The 16,198-nt window shown below is 69.0% G+C and carries 18 protein-coding genes and 1 riboswitch; of the genes, 5 read left to right on the top strand and 13 right to left on the bottom strand.

Going from position 1 to position 16,198, the window contains the following annotated elements:
* Window positions 1-54: 54 nt before the first annotated feature.
* Window positions 55-621: a nitroreductase family protein gene (locus QM019_RS04695; RefSeq protein ID WP_282852055.1), complete on the bottom strand. Its 567-nt coding sequence runs from the start codon at window positions 619-621 to the stop codon at window positions 55-57.
* A gap of 117 nt (window positions 622-738) precedes the next feature.
* Here QM019_RS04695 and QM019_RS04700 point away from each other — a divergent pair, with 117 nt between their 5' ends.
* Window positions 739-2,094, top strand: a complete 1,356-nt coding sequence (locus QM019_RS04700) for a serine hydrolase domain-containing protein (protein WP_282852056.1) — start codon at window positions 739-741, stop codon at window positions 2,092-2,094.
* Here the strand turns inward: QM019_RS04700 and QM019_RS04705 are convergent.
* From QM019_RS04705 to QM019_RS04715, 3 genes are all read right to left on the bottom strand, one after another.
* Window positions 2,091-2,528, bottom strand: a complete 438-nt coding sequence (locus QM019_RS04705; protein WP_125107513.1) for a hypothetical protein — start codon at window positions 2,526-2,528, stop codon at window positions 2,091-2,093. The genes QM019_RS04700 and QM019_RS04705 overlap by 4 nt on opposite strands.
* Entirely contained in the window at window positions 2,525-3,280 is a 756-nt protein-coding gene (locus tag QM019_RS04710; protein ID WP_282852057.1) for a hypothetical protein, read from the bottom strand. The genes QM019_RS04705 and QM019_RS04710 overlap by 4 nt, the downstream gene beginning before the upstream one ends.
* 70 nt (window positions 3,281-3,350) lie before the next feature.
* Entirely contained in the window at window positions 3,351-4,187 is an 837-nt protein-coding gene (locus QM019_RS04715; protein WP_125107515.1) for an exodeoxyribonuclease III, read from the bottom strand.
* Between the two features lie 39 nt (window positions 4,188-4,226).
* On the opposite strand from QM019_RS04715, the gene pyrE reads away from it, so the two are divergent.
* The gene (pyrE, locus tag QM019_RS04720) at window positions 4,227-4,778 is read left to right on the top strand and encodes an orotate phosphoribosyltransferase (RefSeq protein ID WP_125107516.1); all 552 of its coding nucleotides are present in this window, start codon (window positions 4,227-4,229) and stop codon (window positions 4,776-4,778) included.
* A 2-nt stretch (window positions 4,779-4,780) separates the two neighbouring features.
* Window positions 4,781-5,260, top strand: a complete 480-nt coding sequence (locus QM019_RS04725) for a septum formation family protein (RefSeq protein WP_282827089.1) — start codon at window positions 4,781-4,783, stop codon at window positions 5,258-5,260.
* A gap of 77 nt (window positions 5,261-5,337) precedes the next feature.
* Here the strand turns inward: QM019_RS04725 and QM019_RS04730 are convergent, their stop codons facing one another.
* The 5 genes from QM019_RS04730 to QM019_RS04750 all read right to left on the bottom strand — a co-directional run bounded on the left by QM019_RS04730 (window position 5,338) and on the right by QM019_RS04750 (window position 9,644).
* Window positions 5,338-6,210, bottom strand: a complete 873-nt coding sequence (locus QM019_RS04730) for a DUF559 domain-containing protein (protein ID WP_282827087.1) — start codon at window positions 6,208-6,210, stop codon at window positions 5,338-5,340.
* Window positions 6,211-6,326: 116 nt separating this feature from the next.
* On the bottom strand, window positions 6,327-6,965 hold the full coding sequence (locus QM019_RS04735; RefSeq protein WP_193128054.1) for a TrmH family RNA methyltransferase: 639 nt from the start codon (window positions 6,963-6,965) through the stop codon (window positions 6,327-6,329).
* A gap of 17 nt (window positions 6,966-6,982) precedes the next feature.
* Entirely contained in the window at window positions 6,983-8,011 is a 1,029-nt protein-coding gene (locus tag QM019_RS04740; protein ID WP_282852058.1) for an ABC transporter substrate-binding protein, read from the bottom strand.
* Window positions 8,004-8,870: an ABC transporter permease gene (locus QM019_RS04745; protein ID WP_282852061.1), complete on the bottom strand. Its 867-nt coding sequence runs from the start codon at window positions 8,868-8,870 to the stop codon at window positions 8,004-8,006. The genes QM019_RS04740 and QM019_RS04745 overlap by 8 nt, the downstream gene beginning before the upstream one ends.
* Before the next feature lie 59 nt (window positions 8,871-8,929).
* Window positions 8,930-9,053: riboswitch (FMN riboswitch) on the bottom strand.
* 48 nt (window positions 9,054-9,101) lie between these two features.
* The gene (locus QM019_RS04750; protein WP_282852062.1) at window positions 9,102-9,644 is read right to left on the bottom strand and encodes a cysteine hydrolase family protein; all 543 of its coding nucleotides are present in this window, start codon (window positions 9,642-9,644) and stop codon (window positions 9,102-9,104) included.
* Window positions 9,645-9,745: 101 nt separating this feature from the next.
* Here QM019_RS04750 and QM019_RS04755 point away from each other — a divergent pair, with 101 nt between their 5' ends.
* Complete coding sequence (locus tag QM019_RS04755) at window positions 9,746-10,171, top strand: DUF3151 domain-containing protein (RefSeq protein WP_282827078.1); 426 nt, start codon at window positions 9,746-9,748, stop codon at window positions 10,169-10,171.
* A 44-nt stretch (window positions 10,172-10,215) separates the two neighbouring features.
* Window positions 10,216-11,505: an adenylosuccinate synthase gene (locus QM019_RS04760; RefSeq protein WP_193128053.1), complete on the top strand. Its 1,290-nt coding sequence runs from the start codon at window positions 10,216-10,218 to the stop codon at window positions 11,503-11,505.
* A gap of 6 nt (window positions 11,506-11,511) precedes the next feature.
* Here QM019_RS04760 and QM019_RS04765 read toward each other — a convergent pair whose 3' ends face one another.
* The 4 genes from QM019_RS04765 to QM019_RS04780 form a co-directional block, all read right to left on the bottom strand.
* Window positions 11,512-12,153, bottom strand: a complete 642-nt coding sequence (locus QM019_RS04765) for a GntR family transcriptional regulator (RefSeq protein ID WP_282852063.1) — start codon at window positions 12,151-12,153, stop codon at window positions 11,512-11,514.
* A 22-nt stretch (window positions 12,154-12,175) separates the two neighbouring features.
* Complete coding sequence (gene tcuA / locus QM019_RS04770) at window positions 12,176-13,648, bottom strand: FAD-dependent tricarballylate dehydrogenase TcuA (RefSeq protein ID WP_282852064.1); 1,473 nt, start codon at window positions 13,646-13,648, stop codon at window positions 12,176-12,178.
* A 78-nt stretch (window positions 13,649-13,726) separates the two neighbouring features.
* Window positions 13,727-14,425, bottom strand: coding sequence for a response regulator (locus tag QM019_RS04775; RefSeq protein WP_282852066.1), 699 nt, complete (start codon window positions 14,423-14,425; stop codon window positions 13,727-13,729).
* Complete coding sequence (locus tag QM019_RS04780) at window positions 14,422-16,044, bottom strand: ATP-binding protein (RefSeq protein ID WP_282852067.1); 1,623 nt, start codon at window positions 16,042-16,044, stop codon at window positions 14,422-14,424. Before QM019_RS04780 ends, QM019_RS04775 begins: the two co-directional genes overlap by 4 nt.
* Between the last annotated feature and the right edge of the window lie 154 nt (window positions 16,045-16,198).

Consider the following 16,198-nt stretch of genomic DNA (forward strand, 5'->3'; position numbering starts at 1 on the left):
GTTTTTGTAGTTCTGGCACCGCCAGAACTACAAAAACCGACCACTCAACTGCTTTTAGTCGCGGACTAGGACGATTTCTTCGACCGGCTTGCGTGCGCGGGGAGCGGCGTCGCGCTCGCGGATCTTCTCGGGGATCTCCTCCGAGTCGACGAAGCGGCCGAGCGCGACCGCGGTGACGATCTCGTAGCCCTCGGGAATCTCGAACTCGAACTGCGCGACGTCGAAGCCGGTCATCTGGTGCACGTCGATGTCGAGCGCCTCGGCCTGGAACGTGAGGTGGGCGACGGCCTGCCCGAGGTCGTAGTACGCGGTCGGGACGGGCTCACCCTCGCGCTCGACCTGCGCGAGCGTCAGCACGAGTGCCGAAACGCGCTCGGCCCACGCCTGGTTGAAGGGCAGCAGCCCGTCGAGGATGTGCTGGAACGTGTCGGTGCCGCGGCGACCCGAAATGAACGCCCACGGCTGGTTGTTGAACGCCGACGGCGACCAGCGCGCGGCCTCGAACAGCGTGCGCATCTGCTCGCGGTCGAGCTCGAAGCTCGAATCAAAACCGCGGGGGCTCCAACGGTCGGCGAGGAGGCCGTGAATCGGTCGGGTGGTCTCATTGCGAGGGGTCGACATGCGAGTCCTTTCGAATCGAACGAGTGCAAGCGTAGTCACGCAACGCCTCGCGTCGAAGCAACATTCCGCCGCATGGCGTTCACGCGCACCTCACCTGCGCGTGGCACGATTTATGGGATGCGCAGAACGAACCTTGCCTGGCGGGCCGCCGTCGCGGCCGGCATCGCTGCGGTCTTTGCGCTCACCGCCTGCGTCGGCACGGCGCTGCCCGGTCCGACGGCCGTGCCGCTGCGCCCCACCGAGTCGGCGAGCTTCGAAACCGACGACCTCACCGCCCTTATGAACCAGCTCACCGACGCTGGCGCTCCCGCCGTGACCATCGAGGTGCGCGATGGCGACGAGGTCTGGACGAGCGCGGTCGGCGTGCAGTCGAGCAACAGCGAGTTGCCGGCGAGCGCGAGCAACACCTCGCGCGTCGCGAGCGTGACGAAGCCCATGGTCGCGACGATGATCCTCCAGCTCGTCGACGAGGGGGAGCTCACGCTCGACACCGATGTTGAGGACGTGTTGCCGGGCGTCGTCGGCGGGCGCGAGGTCACCGTCGAGCAGCTGCTGCAGCACACCTCGGGCATGCCCGACTACGTCGAGGCACTCGCGCTCGGCGACCCAACGCAGATCCTCAACGTGCTCGACAACGGTCGCACGCAGCAGGAACTCGTCGACCTCGCCCTCACCCAGCAGTGGCGCTTCGACCCGGGCACCAGCTGGGAGTACTCGAATTCGAACTACGTCGTGCTCACGATGCTGCTCGAGGAACTCACCGGCAACCCGCTCGACGAGGAGCTCGCCGCCCGCATCACGACACCGCTCGGCCTCACCAACACGAGCATCCCCGACGACGCTTCGATGCCGTCGAACTCACTGCACGGCTACGTCGTCGAGTCGGGCCTTTCGATCGACGTGACGAAGCAGGATGCGTCGCTCTGGAACGGCGCCGGCGCCGTCGTGTCGACCCCCGCCGACGTGAACACGTTCATGCGCGCGCTCCTCACCGGGCAGGTGCTGCCCCCGCAGCTCGTCGGCTACATGCTGCGGCTCAACGACGAGGGCTATGGCCTCGGCATCCAGGCGCGCGAAGACAAGTGCCCGGCCAGCGACGCGACGATGATCAACTCCGAGCAGGTCGACCCGACGATCGCGCCGAACGCCACGGCGACCCCGACCTCGACGGAAGGGGTCGCGGCCGCCCCGAGCCCGAGCGTCCCCGCCAGCTGGCCAGACGCGCCCGACGACGGCTCGGGCAGTGTGATCGAGGACGACCTCGGCACCATCGGCGTGCAGATCGGCGAGCCCGGGATGGTCTACGGCCACCTGGGTTCGGGCCTCGGCTACCGCGCGCTCACGCTGTCGAGTCCGGACGGGCTGCGGCAGGTGACGGTGTTCTGGACCGCCTCCGAGATCAACCAGGACAACGACGAGCGCGTGCACCTCGCCTATGACATTGCGGATGCGGCGCTCGCGCGCGACTGCTAGTGCAGGTCGATCGTCAGGGTCGCGCTGTCGAAGTCGTCGCCCGTGACGGTGGCTGTCGCGAGCTCAGTCTCGAAGCTGAGGTCGTACGGGCCCTGCAGGATCGCCGGGAACTCGAGCGCGCCGACGCCGACGCTCGAGAGCAGGCACGACATGTTCGCGTAGTGGGCGTTGCCCTCGCCACCCTCGACCTCGCCATCGGCGACGTACTCGAGGTGGTTCGCGTCGGTGACGGTGGTGAAGTTCGCGACGTCGGCCTCGCTGCCCGGTTCGGCGGTGCAGCCGCGCACCGCGCTCGCGAGGCGCTCGGAGTCGGTGTTCGGGCCGGTGAATGCGCCGATGCCAACGCTGACACCCGCGCCCACCGCGATGCCGGCAACCGCGGCGATGGTCATGCCGAGCACGCCGAAGCGGCGCGTCGTGGTCGATTCGGTCATGACTGCGCCACCTTCAGCTCGCCGGATTCGGGGTCGAGGTGCACCGTAAAGCCGCCGATCGTGGCGGGCTCCTCGAGCGTCGCGAGGTAGTCGACGTAGGTCTGCCCCTCGGGTTCGGCGCCGAGTTCGTAGAGCACGCAGGCGCCGTCGCCGGCAAACCGGCCGGCGTCCGACACCGCGGCCGGCGCGTGCACCACGAGCTCGCTGTCGCTGAGCTCGTAGTTGCCCTCGCCGAGCGAGCACTTTGCGGGGATGCCTGCGAGCGCCGACGGCTGGTTCAGGGCCTGGATGCCGTACACCGCGCCCGCGCCGAGTACGAGCCCGACGACGCCGATGCCGATGAGGGCGGGCAGGCCGACACCGCGGCGCTTGCTGGTGGGCGCCGGCTTGCTCGCCTGCGCAGGCTGAGTTGGGGATGCGGCGGCGGATGCGCTCGCGGCGGGCCGCGCATCGGTCGCGACGGGCCCTGCCGATGTCGTCGACGAGTTCGTGGTGACCGGATGCGGCGCGGGCAGCTCTCCGTTCGTGTCGGCCGGAGCATCGGCCGACCAGGGCACGACGCGTGCCTGTGGCACGACGTGGTGGCGGCCATCCGGTGACGGCAGCGGGCCGCGCGCGGCCGCAGCGGGCGCAGGCGAAGCAGCGGGGGCAGGTGCGGGTGTGGCCGGTGCGGCGGGCACGGCGCGGGGAGCCTCGCGCGGCTCCTCGAACCCCGGGGGATTCCCGATCGGCGGCAACAGTGGCATGGTCATGGAACTATCCAAGCGGGCGCGGGCCGTCGGCGCATCACCGCGACGGATGAGCGCAGATCGGCCAAGCGCGCTAGAAAATCATGGGGGCGTCGTCGTCGAGTGCGGTGTCGATGTCGAGCTCAACCACGACGGGCACGTGGTCGCTCGGGCCGTCGCCCTTGCGCTCGTCGCGCGCAATCCAGGCGTCGACGACGAGCTCGTCGAACTCGGGCGTACCGAGGATGAAGTCAATGCGCATGCCCTCGTTACGGGGGAACCGAAGCTGCTGGTAGTCCCAGTAGGTGTAGCCCTCGACGCCACGGCTGCGCAGCGCGTCGATGAGCCCGTCGTCGAGGAACGCCTGAAATGCGTCGCGCTCGGGCTTCGTGACGTGGGTGCGGCCCTCGAAGAACTCCATGCTCCACACGTCGTGATCTTCGGGCGCGATGTTGAAGTCGCCCATGATCGCGAGCGGCTCGCCCGGGTGCGAGTCGCGGCGCACTGCCACCGAGCGGCGCAGCGCCGCGAGCCACTCGAGCTTGTAGGGGTAGTGCGGGTTGTCGATCTCGCGGCCGTTCGGCACGTAGAGCGACCAGAGGCGCACACCCTCGATCGTGACGCCGAGCGCGCGGGCCTCGATGGGCAGCGAGCCGTCGTCGAGCGGCTTGCCAAAGCCCGGCATGTCGGCGAAGTCGTGCACGACCTCCTCGATCGGCAGGCGCGAGGCGAAGGCGACGCCGTTCCACTGGTTCTTGCCGTAGGCGATGACCTCGTAGCCCGCCTGCTCGAACTCCTCGTAGGGGAACTGCTCGGGCTTGCACTTAATCTCTTGCATCGCGAGCACGTCGATGTCGGCGTGCTGTAGGTAGTCGACGACGCGGCCCTTGCGGGTGCGGATGGAGTTGACGTTCCACGTGGCGATGCGCATGGCTCTACCGTATCGGCCTTGGCCGGTACGCTTGGTCACGTGACCGACGCGCGTACTCAGCTCATTCAGCTCATCTCCGACGAGGCCGTTTTCCACGGGGACTTCACCCTCACGAGCGGCAAGAAGGCGAGCTATTACATCGATCTGCGCAAGCTTTCGCTCGACCACCGCGCTGCGCCGCTGATCGGCCAGGTGCTGATCGACCTCGTCGCCGAGTTTGAGCCGGATGCGGTGGGCGGCCTGACAATGGGCGCCGACCCGCTCGCGAACGCGGTGCTGCACCAGTCGGTCGCGCAGGGCGCGCCGATCAACGCGTTCGTCGTGCGCAAGGAGCCGAAGGACCACGGCCGCGGCAAGCAGGTCGAGGGGCCCGACGTCGACGGCAAGCGCGTCGTCGTGCTTGAGGACACCTCGACGACCGGCGGCTCGCCGCTCGCCGCCGCCGCCGCGCTCGAGAAGGCCGGCGCGACCGTCGTCGGCGTCTGCACCATCGTCGACCGTGCGACCGGCGCGGGCGAGCGCATCGAAGAGGCGGGTTACCCGTACCGCTACGCGATCGGGCTTGACGACCTCGGCCTCGCCGAGTCGTAACCGTGACCGCAGGCCGGCGCGGCATCGCGATCGCCGCCGCCGTGGTGGTGCTGCTCGTGGGAGCGGCCGTCGGCTGGCTCTGGCGACCGCTCGGCGTGCCCGAGGCCTCGCCGACGCCGACCCCCACCGAGACCCCGAGCATCTTCGAGGCCTCGGCGGGCACGTGCGTCGCCGAGTTCGACGATGCCTGGCAACTCGAGTTTGACGAGGTGTCGTGCTCGCAGCCGCACGCCGCCGAAGTGATCGGCACGGTCGACGTGACCGACTACGTCGACGCTGGCACCGACTGGCCCGGCGACGACGCGCTCGCGGACTGGGCCGTGCTCGCGTGCGAGGGCCTCGACGACTACCCGATCGACATCACCGAACTGCAGGTCCGCTGGCCGCTCGAAGAAGACTGGGCCGCGGGCGAGCGCAACTACGTCTGCTTCTCGGTGACCGACGAGGCGGCCGCAACGCCCTCCGCAACGCCGACTTACTAGCCCGCGTTGACCCAGCTGTCCCATATACGGGCCGGAGGGGTATATATCCCTTCTGTCGCGTATATGGGACAGCTGGGTCACGCAGCCTCGGTGCCCTCGCCCGAACTGGGCCCGCGCCGGTGCACGCCATCACGCACGAGGCTCAGAATGCTCTGTCCGACCTCGTCGAGCCGCGAGACGACGTCCTCGTAGGTCACGCGAATCACGCGGTAGCCGAGGCTGGTGAGCGCGAGATCGCGGGTGCGGTCGTTCTGATACGCCTCCTCAGACGTGTGGTGCGATTTGCTGTCGACCTCGATGATGAGCGACTTGCCGACGAGGAAGTCCACGCGACCGACCTCGCCAATCTCGACCTGCGTGCGATAGCGAATGTGATGCGAGCGCAGCCAGAGTCGCACCAGCGTCTCGGTGCCGGACTCCGCGCTCGCATCGAATCGCGCGAGCACCTCCTGACCGCGAGGGCCGGTGAGCAAGGCAGCGCGCTCGATCTGGGCTTCGCTCAAGATGCCCTGCTGCACCAGCGAGTCGGCGAGCACAGTCGCAGTGTCGGCGGGGAAGTCGAGCATGGTGACGAACAGCGCGACGAGTGCCGAGTCGCAGGCGGTATCGCATGGGCGAGCCGCCTCGCCGCGCAGTCGGTGCGTGGTGAGGTCGGTTGTGACTTTGATGCGGTCGTCGCGCGCCGCGCGCACGTTGACGCCGAGGCCCTCGGGCGTCCAGGCGCCGTGAAGTTTCAGCGCCGATGGGCCGGTGAGCACACCGCCCGCCTTGACGGCGCTCACTACGTCGGCATGCGGGTCAGTTCCTGACCACCACCCGCGGCGCAGCTGCGTCAGTTGCCCCGAGCGGGTCAGTTGACGAACCTCGACCTTGTCGAGCGGCACGGCCCGCAGCTGCGCGTTGGAGAGCACGCCGAAGTTGGCGGCAAAGAGGGGAGTGAGGTCGAGCACACTGCCAGTGAAGCCCGGCAGACGGCCGGGCAGGCATGGTCGGCGTGCGGCTGTGGACGACGACAATCCCACAGGCGACCCGGGAGCCGAATAGACGACCCCGTCAACCCCCGAAACTACGGCCGGCGACCGTAGACGTGCTGCAGTACCCAGTCGTGCATCGTCACGGCCGCGGCCGCCGACGCGTTGATCGAGCGAGTCGAACCAAACTGGGTGATCTCAATCACCTGCTCCGACGCATCCACCGCCTCCTGCGTGAGCCCCGGCCCCTCCTGCCCGAAGAGGAACACGCAGCGCTCGGGCAGCGCGGTCGTCTCGATCGGCACGCAGCCGGGCACATTGTCGATGGCGAGAATCGGCATGCCGGCCTCGCGCGCCCAGGCCGCGAACGCCTCGATCGTCTCGTGGTGCACGACGTGCTGGTAGCGGTCGGTGACCATGGCGCCGCGGCGGTTCCACCGCTTACGGCCGACGATGTGCACCGTGTTCGCGCCAAACGCGTTCGCGCTGCGCACGATCGAGCCGATGTTCATGTCGTGCTGCCAGTTCTCGATGGCGACGTGGAACGGGTGCCGCGTCGTGTCGAGGTCGTCGACGATCGCCTGCATCTTCCAGTACCGAAACCGGTCGATGACGTTGCGAGTGTCGCCGTGCTCCAGCAACTCGGGGTCGTAACGGGGGTCGTCGGGCCACTCGCCCTGCCAGGGGCCGACGCCCCACGTGCTCAGCTCGTGCGTTGGTGACTGCTCATTCATCTCGCTCTATTGTGCCGCTATGCGCTCGGCAGCAGGGCGTTCGTGTAGAGCGACTCGGGCGCAACCTCGGTGTCGATGAGGCCCGACGAGAACATGAACTCGGCCATCGCGGCCCAGGTGTCAGGGTCGTTTGTGAGCAGCGACGCATCGCCGAGCGGTTCCATGAGCGGGATCGTCGCGTTGAGCGTCGCGAGCGCGGCGGCCTTCTGCTCGTCGCTCGTGAGGGTCGGCACGTACTTCGCGGTGATCTCGACGGCCTCCTCCGGGTTCTCGGCGATGTACTCGATCGCCTTCTGTACGGCCTCGAGCACCCGGCTCACGTCGTCGCCGCGGTCGGCGATTGTCGCGGCATCGGCGGCCACGGCCGGGCCGACGAGGGTTGGATGCGCGGGGTCGACCGCGTCGATCGTGCGAATCGGGAAGCCCTCCGCCTCGAACTGCACGGCGTCGTTGTTCGAGAAGCCCATGACCGCGTCGACGCGGCCGCCCGTGAGCGCGGCCTGCTGCGTGTAGCCGATGGCTTGGATGTCCACGTCGTCCTGGCTCAGGCCCGCCTCGTCGAGCATCGCAAGCAGCGCGAAGTAGGTCTGGCCGTAGAGGCCGGGCAGGCCGACGGTGTGGCCCTTGAGGTCCTCGGGCGTCGTGATCTCGGAGTCCTCTGGCACGATGAGCACCGCGGGGTAGGTGTTGAAGAGCGTTGCGACCGACTGCAGGTCGACGCCGCCCGCGGCAGCCTGCGTGATCTCGTCGCCGCCGGCGTAGACGAGCTGCTCGGTGCCGGCCTTGAGCGCGCCGAACAGCTCCTCGCTCTCACCGTGGTGGCGTAGTTCGACGTTGACGCCGGCCTCGTCGAAGTAGCCGAGGTCCTCGGCGACGTAGAACGGCGCGAACTGCACGTTCGGGGTGTAGGTGAGACCGATGGTGAGGGTGTCGCCGGATGCGCCGCTCGAGTCGGGCGAGGATGCGACGCCCTGGCAGCCGGCGAGTGCGAGCGCCGCGGCGGCCGCGACGGCGGCGGCGCGGACGAGTCGGGTGAACCTAGACATGCGCGGATCCTTTGGGGGAGGGCTCGGCCGGTGGGACGAGGTGAATCTCGTCAGTGTCGAGCGAATCGAGCGAGTTGAGGGTGTCGGCAGAGCGGGCGCACGAGCGGGCGGTGAGCACCGCATCCAGCACGCGCAAAATCGTGAACAGGCCGACGGCGAGGATCACGAGCATGATCAGGGTCGCGAACAGGCCTTCGGTGTCGTTCGCGTCGCGGAAAAGGGTGAGCAGCATGCCGAGGCCGCGGCCGCCCATCGTGAACTCGCCGACGACGGCGCCGGTGATCGAGAGGGCGGTGCCGGCGCGCAGGCCCGCGAGCACGCTCGGCATCGCGAGCGGTGCCTCGACCCAGAGCAGGGTCTGCCACCAGTTCGCGCCGTCGAGGCGCGCCGCTTCGATGACGTCGCTCGGCAGGGCGCGCACGCCGAGGATGGTCGTGACGAGCATCGGGAAGAACGCGACGACCGCGCAGAGCATGGCGATCGGGGTGAGGCCGTAGCCGATCCAGAGCGCGAGCAGGGGCGCGACCGCGACGGCGGGGATCGCCTGTGACGCCGTGACGTAGGGCGTGAGCGCAAGGTCGACCCACACGACGCGGGCGATGAGGTAGCCGAGGGGCACCGCCACGAGCACCGCGATGAGCGTGCCGAGCAGCGCTTCGACGAGGGTGACGCCGGTGTACTGCAGCAGCGGGCCGTCGACGATCTCGGTGAAAAAGCGCACCGCGAGCGCGCTGGGCGTGGGCAGGAACTCCTCGCTGATGACGCCGCTGCGCACCGCGAGCTCCCAAACCGTGAGGAGCACGACGGCGAGGGCCGCCGGCGCGACAAAGCGCGGCCAGGCGCGGCTCGTGCGCTCCATCGGGTCCTCCAGATCTGGCCCCGGGGATACGCACTGCTCGACGTTCGTGAACGTCAGGTACCGCGCGCCTCCCATCCGGACTTTAACCGTCGGTTTCGGAATTGCACCGAATCAGCCGCATCGTGAGATGCGGGTCGCGGACTTTACCGCCGGCTCGGATTTTCACCGACCCCGGAGCACGTGTACTCGTTCGTTCACTGTACACGCGCCCCGGAAGGGGTCGACGGTTTGTTACTGCGCGAGCAGTTCGTCGGTGGTGACGAGCGTGATGAGCGGGTCGAGGAGGCCGAGGAGTTCGAGCGCTTTGATGTGCGCGTCGTCGGTGCCGCCGGCGCACGCGTCGGTGACAACGATGACCTTGCGGCCCGCATCGATGGCGCCGAGCGCGGTGCCGAGTACGCAGCAGTCGGTGGCGACGCCAGTAAAAATGAGCGGCGTCGTGATCGGCAGGCGGGCGAGTTCGTTGCCCCACTTCGAGAACGTTGGGGCGTCGAGGGTGTCGGATGCGGTGAGCGAGCCGATCTCGAGCTCCCACGCTGGGTCGTCGGGCGGGAGTCGAGTGGTGGGCCAGCGGTCGTAGTATTCGCGCCAGGTGCCAACCTCGGCAGGGTCGCGCACGAAGCGGGTGAAGATGGGCGGCGTCGAGACGGCGGCCGCGAGCCGTTCGATGTTGCGCAGGGCGGCGTCGAAGCCGGCGCAGCACCACACACTGTCGGGGTCTCGGAAGACCCGCTGCATGTCGATGGCAATGAGTTGTGCGTCAGCGGGAATCACGGTGCTGCCTCCGAGATCGAGTTGAGGGATGTCTCGCTCGTGATTCTGCCACCGGGGTCACTCTCTCGAAGCACCAATACAACCCCGGGATAATGGGCCGCATGGACAACCTGCTTGGCATTCCCGAAACCCTGCTGCCCGAGGAGCCCGAGGTCATCGACGACCTCGGCAACCTCCCCGACAACGAGGCGGCGACCGAGGCGATTGTTGAAAAGCATCCCGCCTCGTCGCTCGCCTGGTCGGAGCTTGCGAGCCTCGCGCTCGAAGCCGGCCAGACCATCCAGGCCTACGCGTTCGCGCGCGTCGGCTACCACCGCGGGCTGGATGCGCTGCGCAAGGCCGGCTGGCGCGGCCAGGGCCCCGTGCCGTGGTCGCACGAGCCGAACCGCGGCGTGCTGCGCTGCTTCTACCTGCTGCGCGAGTCGGCCCGGGCCATCGGCGAGACGAGCGAAGTCGACCGTCTCACCGATCTGCTCAACGACGCCGATTCGACGGCGATCGGCGCGATTGAGGCGGAGCGAGGCTAGCTCGACGTAGAGTTAAGTGTTAGCTAGCAAAGGGTAGGGAGCTCATGCCAGGCGTAGCAATCATTGGTAGTCAGTGGGGCGACGAAGGAAAGGGCAAGGCGACCGACCTTCTCGGCGGCCGCATTGACTATGTCGTCAAGTTCAACGGCGGCAACAACGCCGGGCACACGGTCGTCATCGGTGACGAGAAGTACGCCCTGCACCTGCTGCCCTCGGGCATCCTCACGCCGGGCGTCACGCCGGTGATCGGCAACGGCGTCGTCGTCGACCTCGGCGTGCTATTCGAGGAGATCGAGCACCTCGACGAGCGTGGCGTCGACACCTCGAAGCTGCGCGTTTCGGGCAACGCCCACGTGATCCCCGAGTACAACCGCGCGCTCGACCAAGTGACCGAGCGATTCCTCGGCAAGCGCCGCATCGGCACGACCGGCCGCGGCATCGGTCCGACCTACGCCGACAAGATGACCCGCGTGGGCATCCGCATTCAAGACCTCTTCGACGAGAACATCCTGCGCCAGAAGGTCGAGGGTGCGCTCGTGCAGAAGAACGAGCTGCTCGTGAAGGCGTTCAACCGCCGCGCGTTCAGCGTCGACGAGATCACCGACAACCTGCTGCAGTACGCCGACCGGCTGCGCCCCATGGTGGGCGACACCGCGCTCGAACTGCACGAGGCACTCGACCGTAACGAGATCGTCGTGTTCGAGGCCGGCCAGGCCACGATGCTCGACATCGACCACGGCACCTATCCGTACGTGACCTCCTCGTCGGCCACGGCCGGCGGCGTCGCAACGGGTTCGGGTGTCTCTCCGCGCGCGATCAATCGCATCGTCGGCATCCAGAAGGCGTACATCACCCGTGTCGGCTCGGGCCCGTTCCCGACCGAGCTCGACGACGAGGTCGGCGAGAAGCTGCGCCAGCGCGGCGGCGAGTTCGGCACCACCACGGGTCGCCCGCGCCGCACCGGCTGGTTCGACTCGGTCGTCGCTCGCTACTCGTCGCGCATCAACGGCTTCACCGACATCGTCATGACGAAGCTCGACGTGCTGTCGACCTTCGACACGATTCCCGTCTGCGTCGCCTACGACGTCGACGGCACACGCTACGACGAGATGCCGATGTCGCAGTCCGACGTGCACCACGCCAAGCCGATCTACGAGGAGTTCCCCGGCTGGCACGAGGACATCTCGGGCATCAAGAACTTCGCCGACCTGCCGAAGAACGCGCAGGACTACGTCAAGGCGGTCGAGGAACTCTCGGGCGCCCGCATCTCGGCGATCGGCACGGGCCCGGCCCGCGACCACATCATCGAGCTGCACAACCTGCTCGGCGACTAGCTAGAGCTAACCGCCCAACCCCCGCAACAATCGGATGCGCAGCTCGCGCGCGGCCCGCATGTGGTCGCTCGCGAGCTGCCGCGCGAGGCCTTCATCGCGAGCGTCGATCGCCGCGACGAGGGCCTCGTGTTCGTCGAGCGAGCGCTCCCAGCGGTCGCCGACCGAGAGCGTCGAGTGCGGCGCGTGCGTGAGGTGCAGCGCGAGCCGGTTGAGCAGGTCAACGAGCACCGGATTGTGCGCCGCATCCCAGATCGCGGCGTGAAACTCGAGGTTCGTCGTAAGCCGCTCGGCGTCGCTCGGCGACTCGAGCGCTCTGTCGCGCCGCACGAGCCCCTCGAGCTTCACCAGGTCACCAAACTGGCGGTTCGTGGCGGCCTCGGCGGCGGCCTCGCCCTCGAGCACGATGCGCACGTTATAGGTGCCGAGGATGCGCTCGGGGTCAGGCGTCGCGACGCAGAGCGTGCGCCCCTGCCGCTCGAGCAGACCGAGGCCCGCGAGCCGGGTCAAGGCCTCGCGCACCGGCGTGCGCGAGACCCCGAACCGCTCGGCCAGCGCGACCTCCCGCAGCGGGGTGCCCGGCTCGAGCGCGCCCGTGAGGATCTCGTCGCGCAGGGCCACCATCAGGCTGTCGGGGTCGGTCGTGCTCATGTGCTCGCTTTGTGAGAGGGCGTTAGGCGATCGCGCCGGCGCGGCGGCCAAACACGACGCCCGCCGCGAGGCCCGAACCACCAGGGTAATTGTTGCTGAACAGGCCGCCGAGCATCTCGCCGGCGACGTAGAGGCCGGCAATCTCGTCGCCGCTCTCGCTGAGCACGCGCCCCTCGGTGTCCGACTTCAGCCCGCCGAACGTGAAGGTGATGCCGCAGGTCACGCCGAAGGCGTAGAACGGGCCGGTCTCGAGCTCGGCGGCCCAGTTCGACTTCGGCGGCGTCGTGTCGGCGCGGCGCGCATCCTTCACCGTCGGGTCGAACGGCTTGTCGCGGTCGATCGACGCGTTAAACGAGCGCACGGTCTCGACGAGCGCGGCGGGGTCGACGCCGATCTTCTCGGCGAGTTCCTCGATAGTGTCGGCCTGCTCGACCGAGATGCCGGGCATGTCGTACTCCTCGACCCGCAACATCGGGCGCAGCTTCGCGTCGAAGATCTGCCACGCGACCGAGCCGGGCTGGCGCAGGATCTCCTTGCCGTACTTCGCATAGGTGTAGTTGCGGAAGTCGGCGCCCTCGTCGAGGAACCGCTCGCCGTCGCGGTTCACGATGATGCCGAGCGGGTAGCTCTGGCGCGTGAGGCGGTTCGTGAGCTCACGGTTCGACTCGTTCTCGGGCAGGAAGGCATCCCACTGCACCGAGTGGCAGGTGTGCCAGTCGCCGCCGCGGCCGGCCCCGAGCTCGAGCGCCGCGCGGAGCATATCGCCCTGGTTGTAGGGCGTGCCGCGCACCTTCGCGTTCTCCCAACCCTCGCCGAGGTACTCGCGGCGCAGCTCGGGGTTCGCCTCGAAGCCGCCGGCGGTGAGGATGACCGACTCGGCCCGCAGCTCGACCTCGCCCTCGCCGGTGGTCGCGCGCACGCCGACGACGCGGTCGCCGTCCACCAGCAGCTCGGTGGCGCGGTGGCCGTAGCGAATGTCGATGCCCGACTCCTGCGCGACGCGGGTGTGGTCGGCGATGAGGCCCTCGCCGCCGCCGACGTTGCCGACATGCAGCCCACCCCAGAAGAGGTACGAGCCATCGGGGCGCTCGTACGCCTGACGCTCGTACATGAGGCGGTACTTGAGGCCCTTGCCCTGCAGCCAGCGCAGGGTCGAGGTGACCTCGCTCACGAGCACCTCGGTGAGCTCGGGATCGTTGCGCCCCTCGGTGACCTTCTCGAGGTCGGCGCGGTACTCGTCGGCGGTGTACGGCGGCACGACGGTCGTCGCCCAGCGCTCGTCGGGCTCGAGCCACTCGCGCAGCTCGTCGAGGCCCGAGTGGGTGATGCGGGTGGCGCCGGCGGTGTAGAAGCTGTTGCCGCCGGCCATGTCGGCCTCGCCCGCCTCGAGCAGGATGACGCGGCGGCCGCGCTCGGCGGCGGCGTGGGCGGCGGTGAATCCGGCGTTGCCGCCGCCAACGATGATGACGTCGGTGTCGAGGGGTGCTGCGGGCATGGTGACCTCCATCGGTTTGTCTGTATACAAATGTATACATTGAGACCGATGCGACACGCAAGCCGCGCGGCGTGGAGGTCAGTCGCGCCGGCCCGACCACCGGTACTCGTGCTGAGGCCTGCCGGTGTCGCCGTAGCGCGGCTGCATCTCGACGAGCCCCTCGTGCACGAGCAGCTGCAGGTACCGCCGCGCGCTCACCCGCGACAGCCCGGTGTGCTCGGCGAGCTCGTTCGCGGTGACGGGCGCGGGCTGCTGGCGCAGCGAGGCGATCACGCGATCCCGACTCGCGGCGCTGAGCCCCTTCGGCGTCGCGCTCGGGGCGGGATGCGCTCCGGTCGCGAGCAGCGCATCCACCTGCGCCTGCGTGATCTCGCCGCGCTCGCGCATCCGCGCCCGCTGCTGCGCCCAGGCGGCGTAGGTCTGCAGCCGCGCGGTGAACGCGTCGCGCGTGAACGGCTTGAGTAGAAAGTCGACGACGCCGAGCTCGCCCGCCTGCTCGACGAGCTCGGGCTCGTGCGCCGCGCTCACCATGAGTACGTCGACGCGCAGGCTCGCGTCGGCCCGGATGCGCCGCAGCAGGTCGAGCCCGCTCGTGTCGGGCAGGTAGAGGTCGAGCAGCAGCAGGTCGACGTCGCCCTGGCGCAGCCGGCCGAGCGCGGCCGCCGCCGTGAGCTCGCTGCCGACGAGCGTGAAGCCGGGCAGCTGCTCGAGAAACGTGCCGTGGAGCCGACCGACCGCAAAGTCGTCGTCGACGATGAGGGTGCGAATGTCGGTCACTGCGGGGCTCCTTCGCCGGATGCGGTGTCGGGGGAGGCGAGCGGCAGGTCGGCCTCGACCTGGGCGCCGCCGAGTTCGGAGGCGCCGAAGCGCAGTTCGCCGCCGCGCTCGCGCACGACCTCCTGCACCGAGAACAGGCCGATGCCGTGCCGCTCGGGGTCGTCGAGCTTCGTGGTGATGCCGCCGGTCGTGAGCACCTCGGGTGACGCTGAGAAGCCCGGGCCGTCGTCTTCAACCACGATCTCGAGCAGGCCGGTGCCGGGCTCGGCGAGCAGGGTGAGCCGCACCGTGCCGCCGAAGCCGGTGGCCTCGACGGCGTTCGTGAGCAGGTTCGCGACGACGAGCAGATCGTCGGTCGTCACGGTGACGTCGGCCGGCACGTGCGAGGCGTCGTCGAGCTCGAGCGTGACATGCTCGCGTGACGCCGCGGCGGCGTGGGCCGAGACGAGCGCGGCGAGCAGCGCCGGCTCGAGCGCGGTGAGGTCGAGTTCGGATGCGGCGTTCGGGTCGAGCTCGTTCGGCTGCTCCTCGAGGTAGGCGCGGGCCTGCTCGTATTCGCCGAGCTCGAGCAGGCCCGAGAGCACGTGCATCCGGTTCTCGAACTCGTGCGCCTCGATGCGCAGCAGCTGTGCCTGTTCGCGCTGGCGCTCGAGGCGGGCGATCGCGTCGTCGAGCTGCGAGCGGTCGCGCATCGCGAGCATCCGCCCGATCGCCCGGCCGTCGGCCCAGGTCGCGGCCGCGTGCACGTAGACGCTGCCGCTCGGCAGGTGCACGAGTTGCAGATCCTCGGGCGGATGCTCGGCCTCGAGTAGCTGCGCGAGCTCCTCGGGCAGGGCGTCGAGCCCCGCGCCCTCGAGCTCACCCTCGGACGCGACCCCGAGCATCCGCGCCGCCTCGCGGTTGACGAGCTGCACGCGGCCGTCGGCGTCGGTCGCGATGACGCCCTCCTCGGTGCTTTCCATGACCGCGCGGTGCGCCTGCAGCAGCTGCGCGAGCTGATCGGGCTCGACGCCGTACAGCATGCGGCGCAGCCACTTCGACACGAACCACGCGAGCACGGCGCCCGCGATGATCGCGAGCAGCGACACCGCGGCGAGCGGCACGACCTGCATGAGCGCGTCGTCGCGAATCTCGCTCACGAGCTCGCCGACCGAGAGCGTGCCGACGACCTTGCCCGACTCGGTGCGAATCGGCACCTTGACGCGGTAGGTGATGCCCTGCGTGCCCTCCTCGACGCCGGCGAACGTCTCGCCGCGGCGGATCGCCGAGTGGTCGGAGGAGACGGGCTCGCCGACCTCCGACGGGTCGACGTGGGCGACGCGGATGTTGTCCATGCCGACGACGGTGATGTAGCGGAAATCGCTCGACGACATTGCGGCGTCGACGATCGGCTGAATCTCGGCGTGCGCGTTCGGGCCCTGCATCGCGTCGATCACCGACGGCAGGTGGCTCAGCGTGAGCGCCTGCCCGTAGATGCGCTGCTCGGTCGCCTCCTGATTTGCCGCGACCGAGCGCACGACGCCGACGACCGCAACGATGACGACGACCGCGATGATGATCGCCATCTGCACGGCAAACAGCGCGCCGCTGAGGCGCCGTGGCGAGCGAGTACGCGTCATTGCAGAGTCTTTCTCGGGGTGGCGCACCCATCATCTCGCGTGCTGACCGAAATGACCAAAAGTTCCGATACTTGCCGAAACGTCGGCCCGGCCCGCGCGGCTGCCTAGCGTGTTCGTGAGTCTGGCCGCCCGCGCCGACTCGCTGATGCAAGCA

Origin of the sequence: Gulosibacter sediminis (assembly GCF_030011715.1) — a bacterium.
Lineage (GTDB): Bacteria > Actinomycetota > Actinomycetes > Actinomycetales > Microbacteriaceae > Gulosibacter > Gulosibacter sediminis.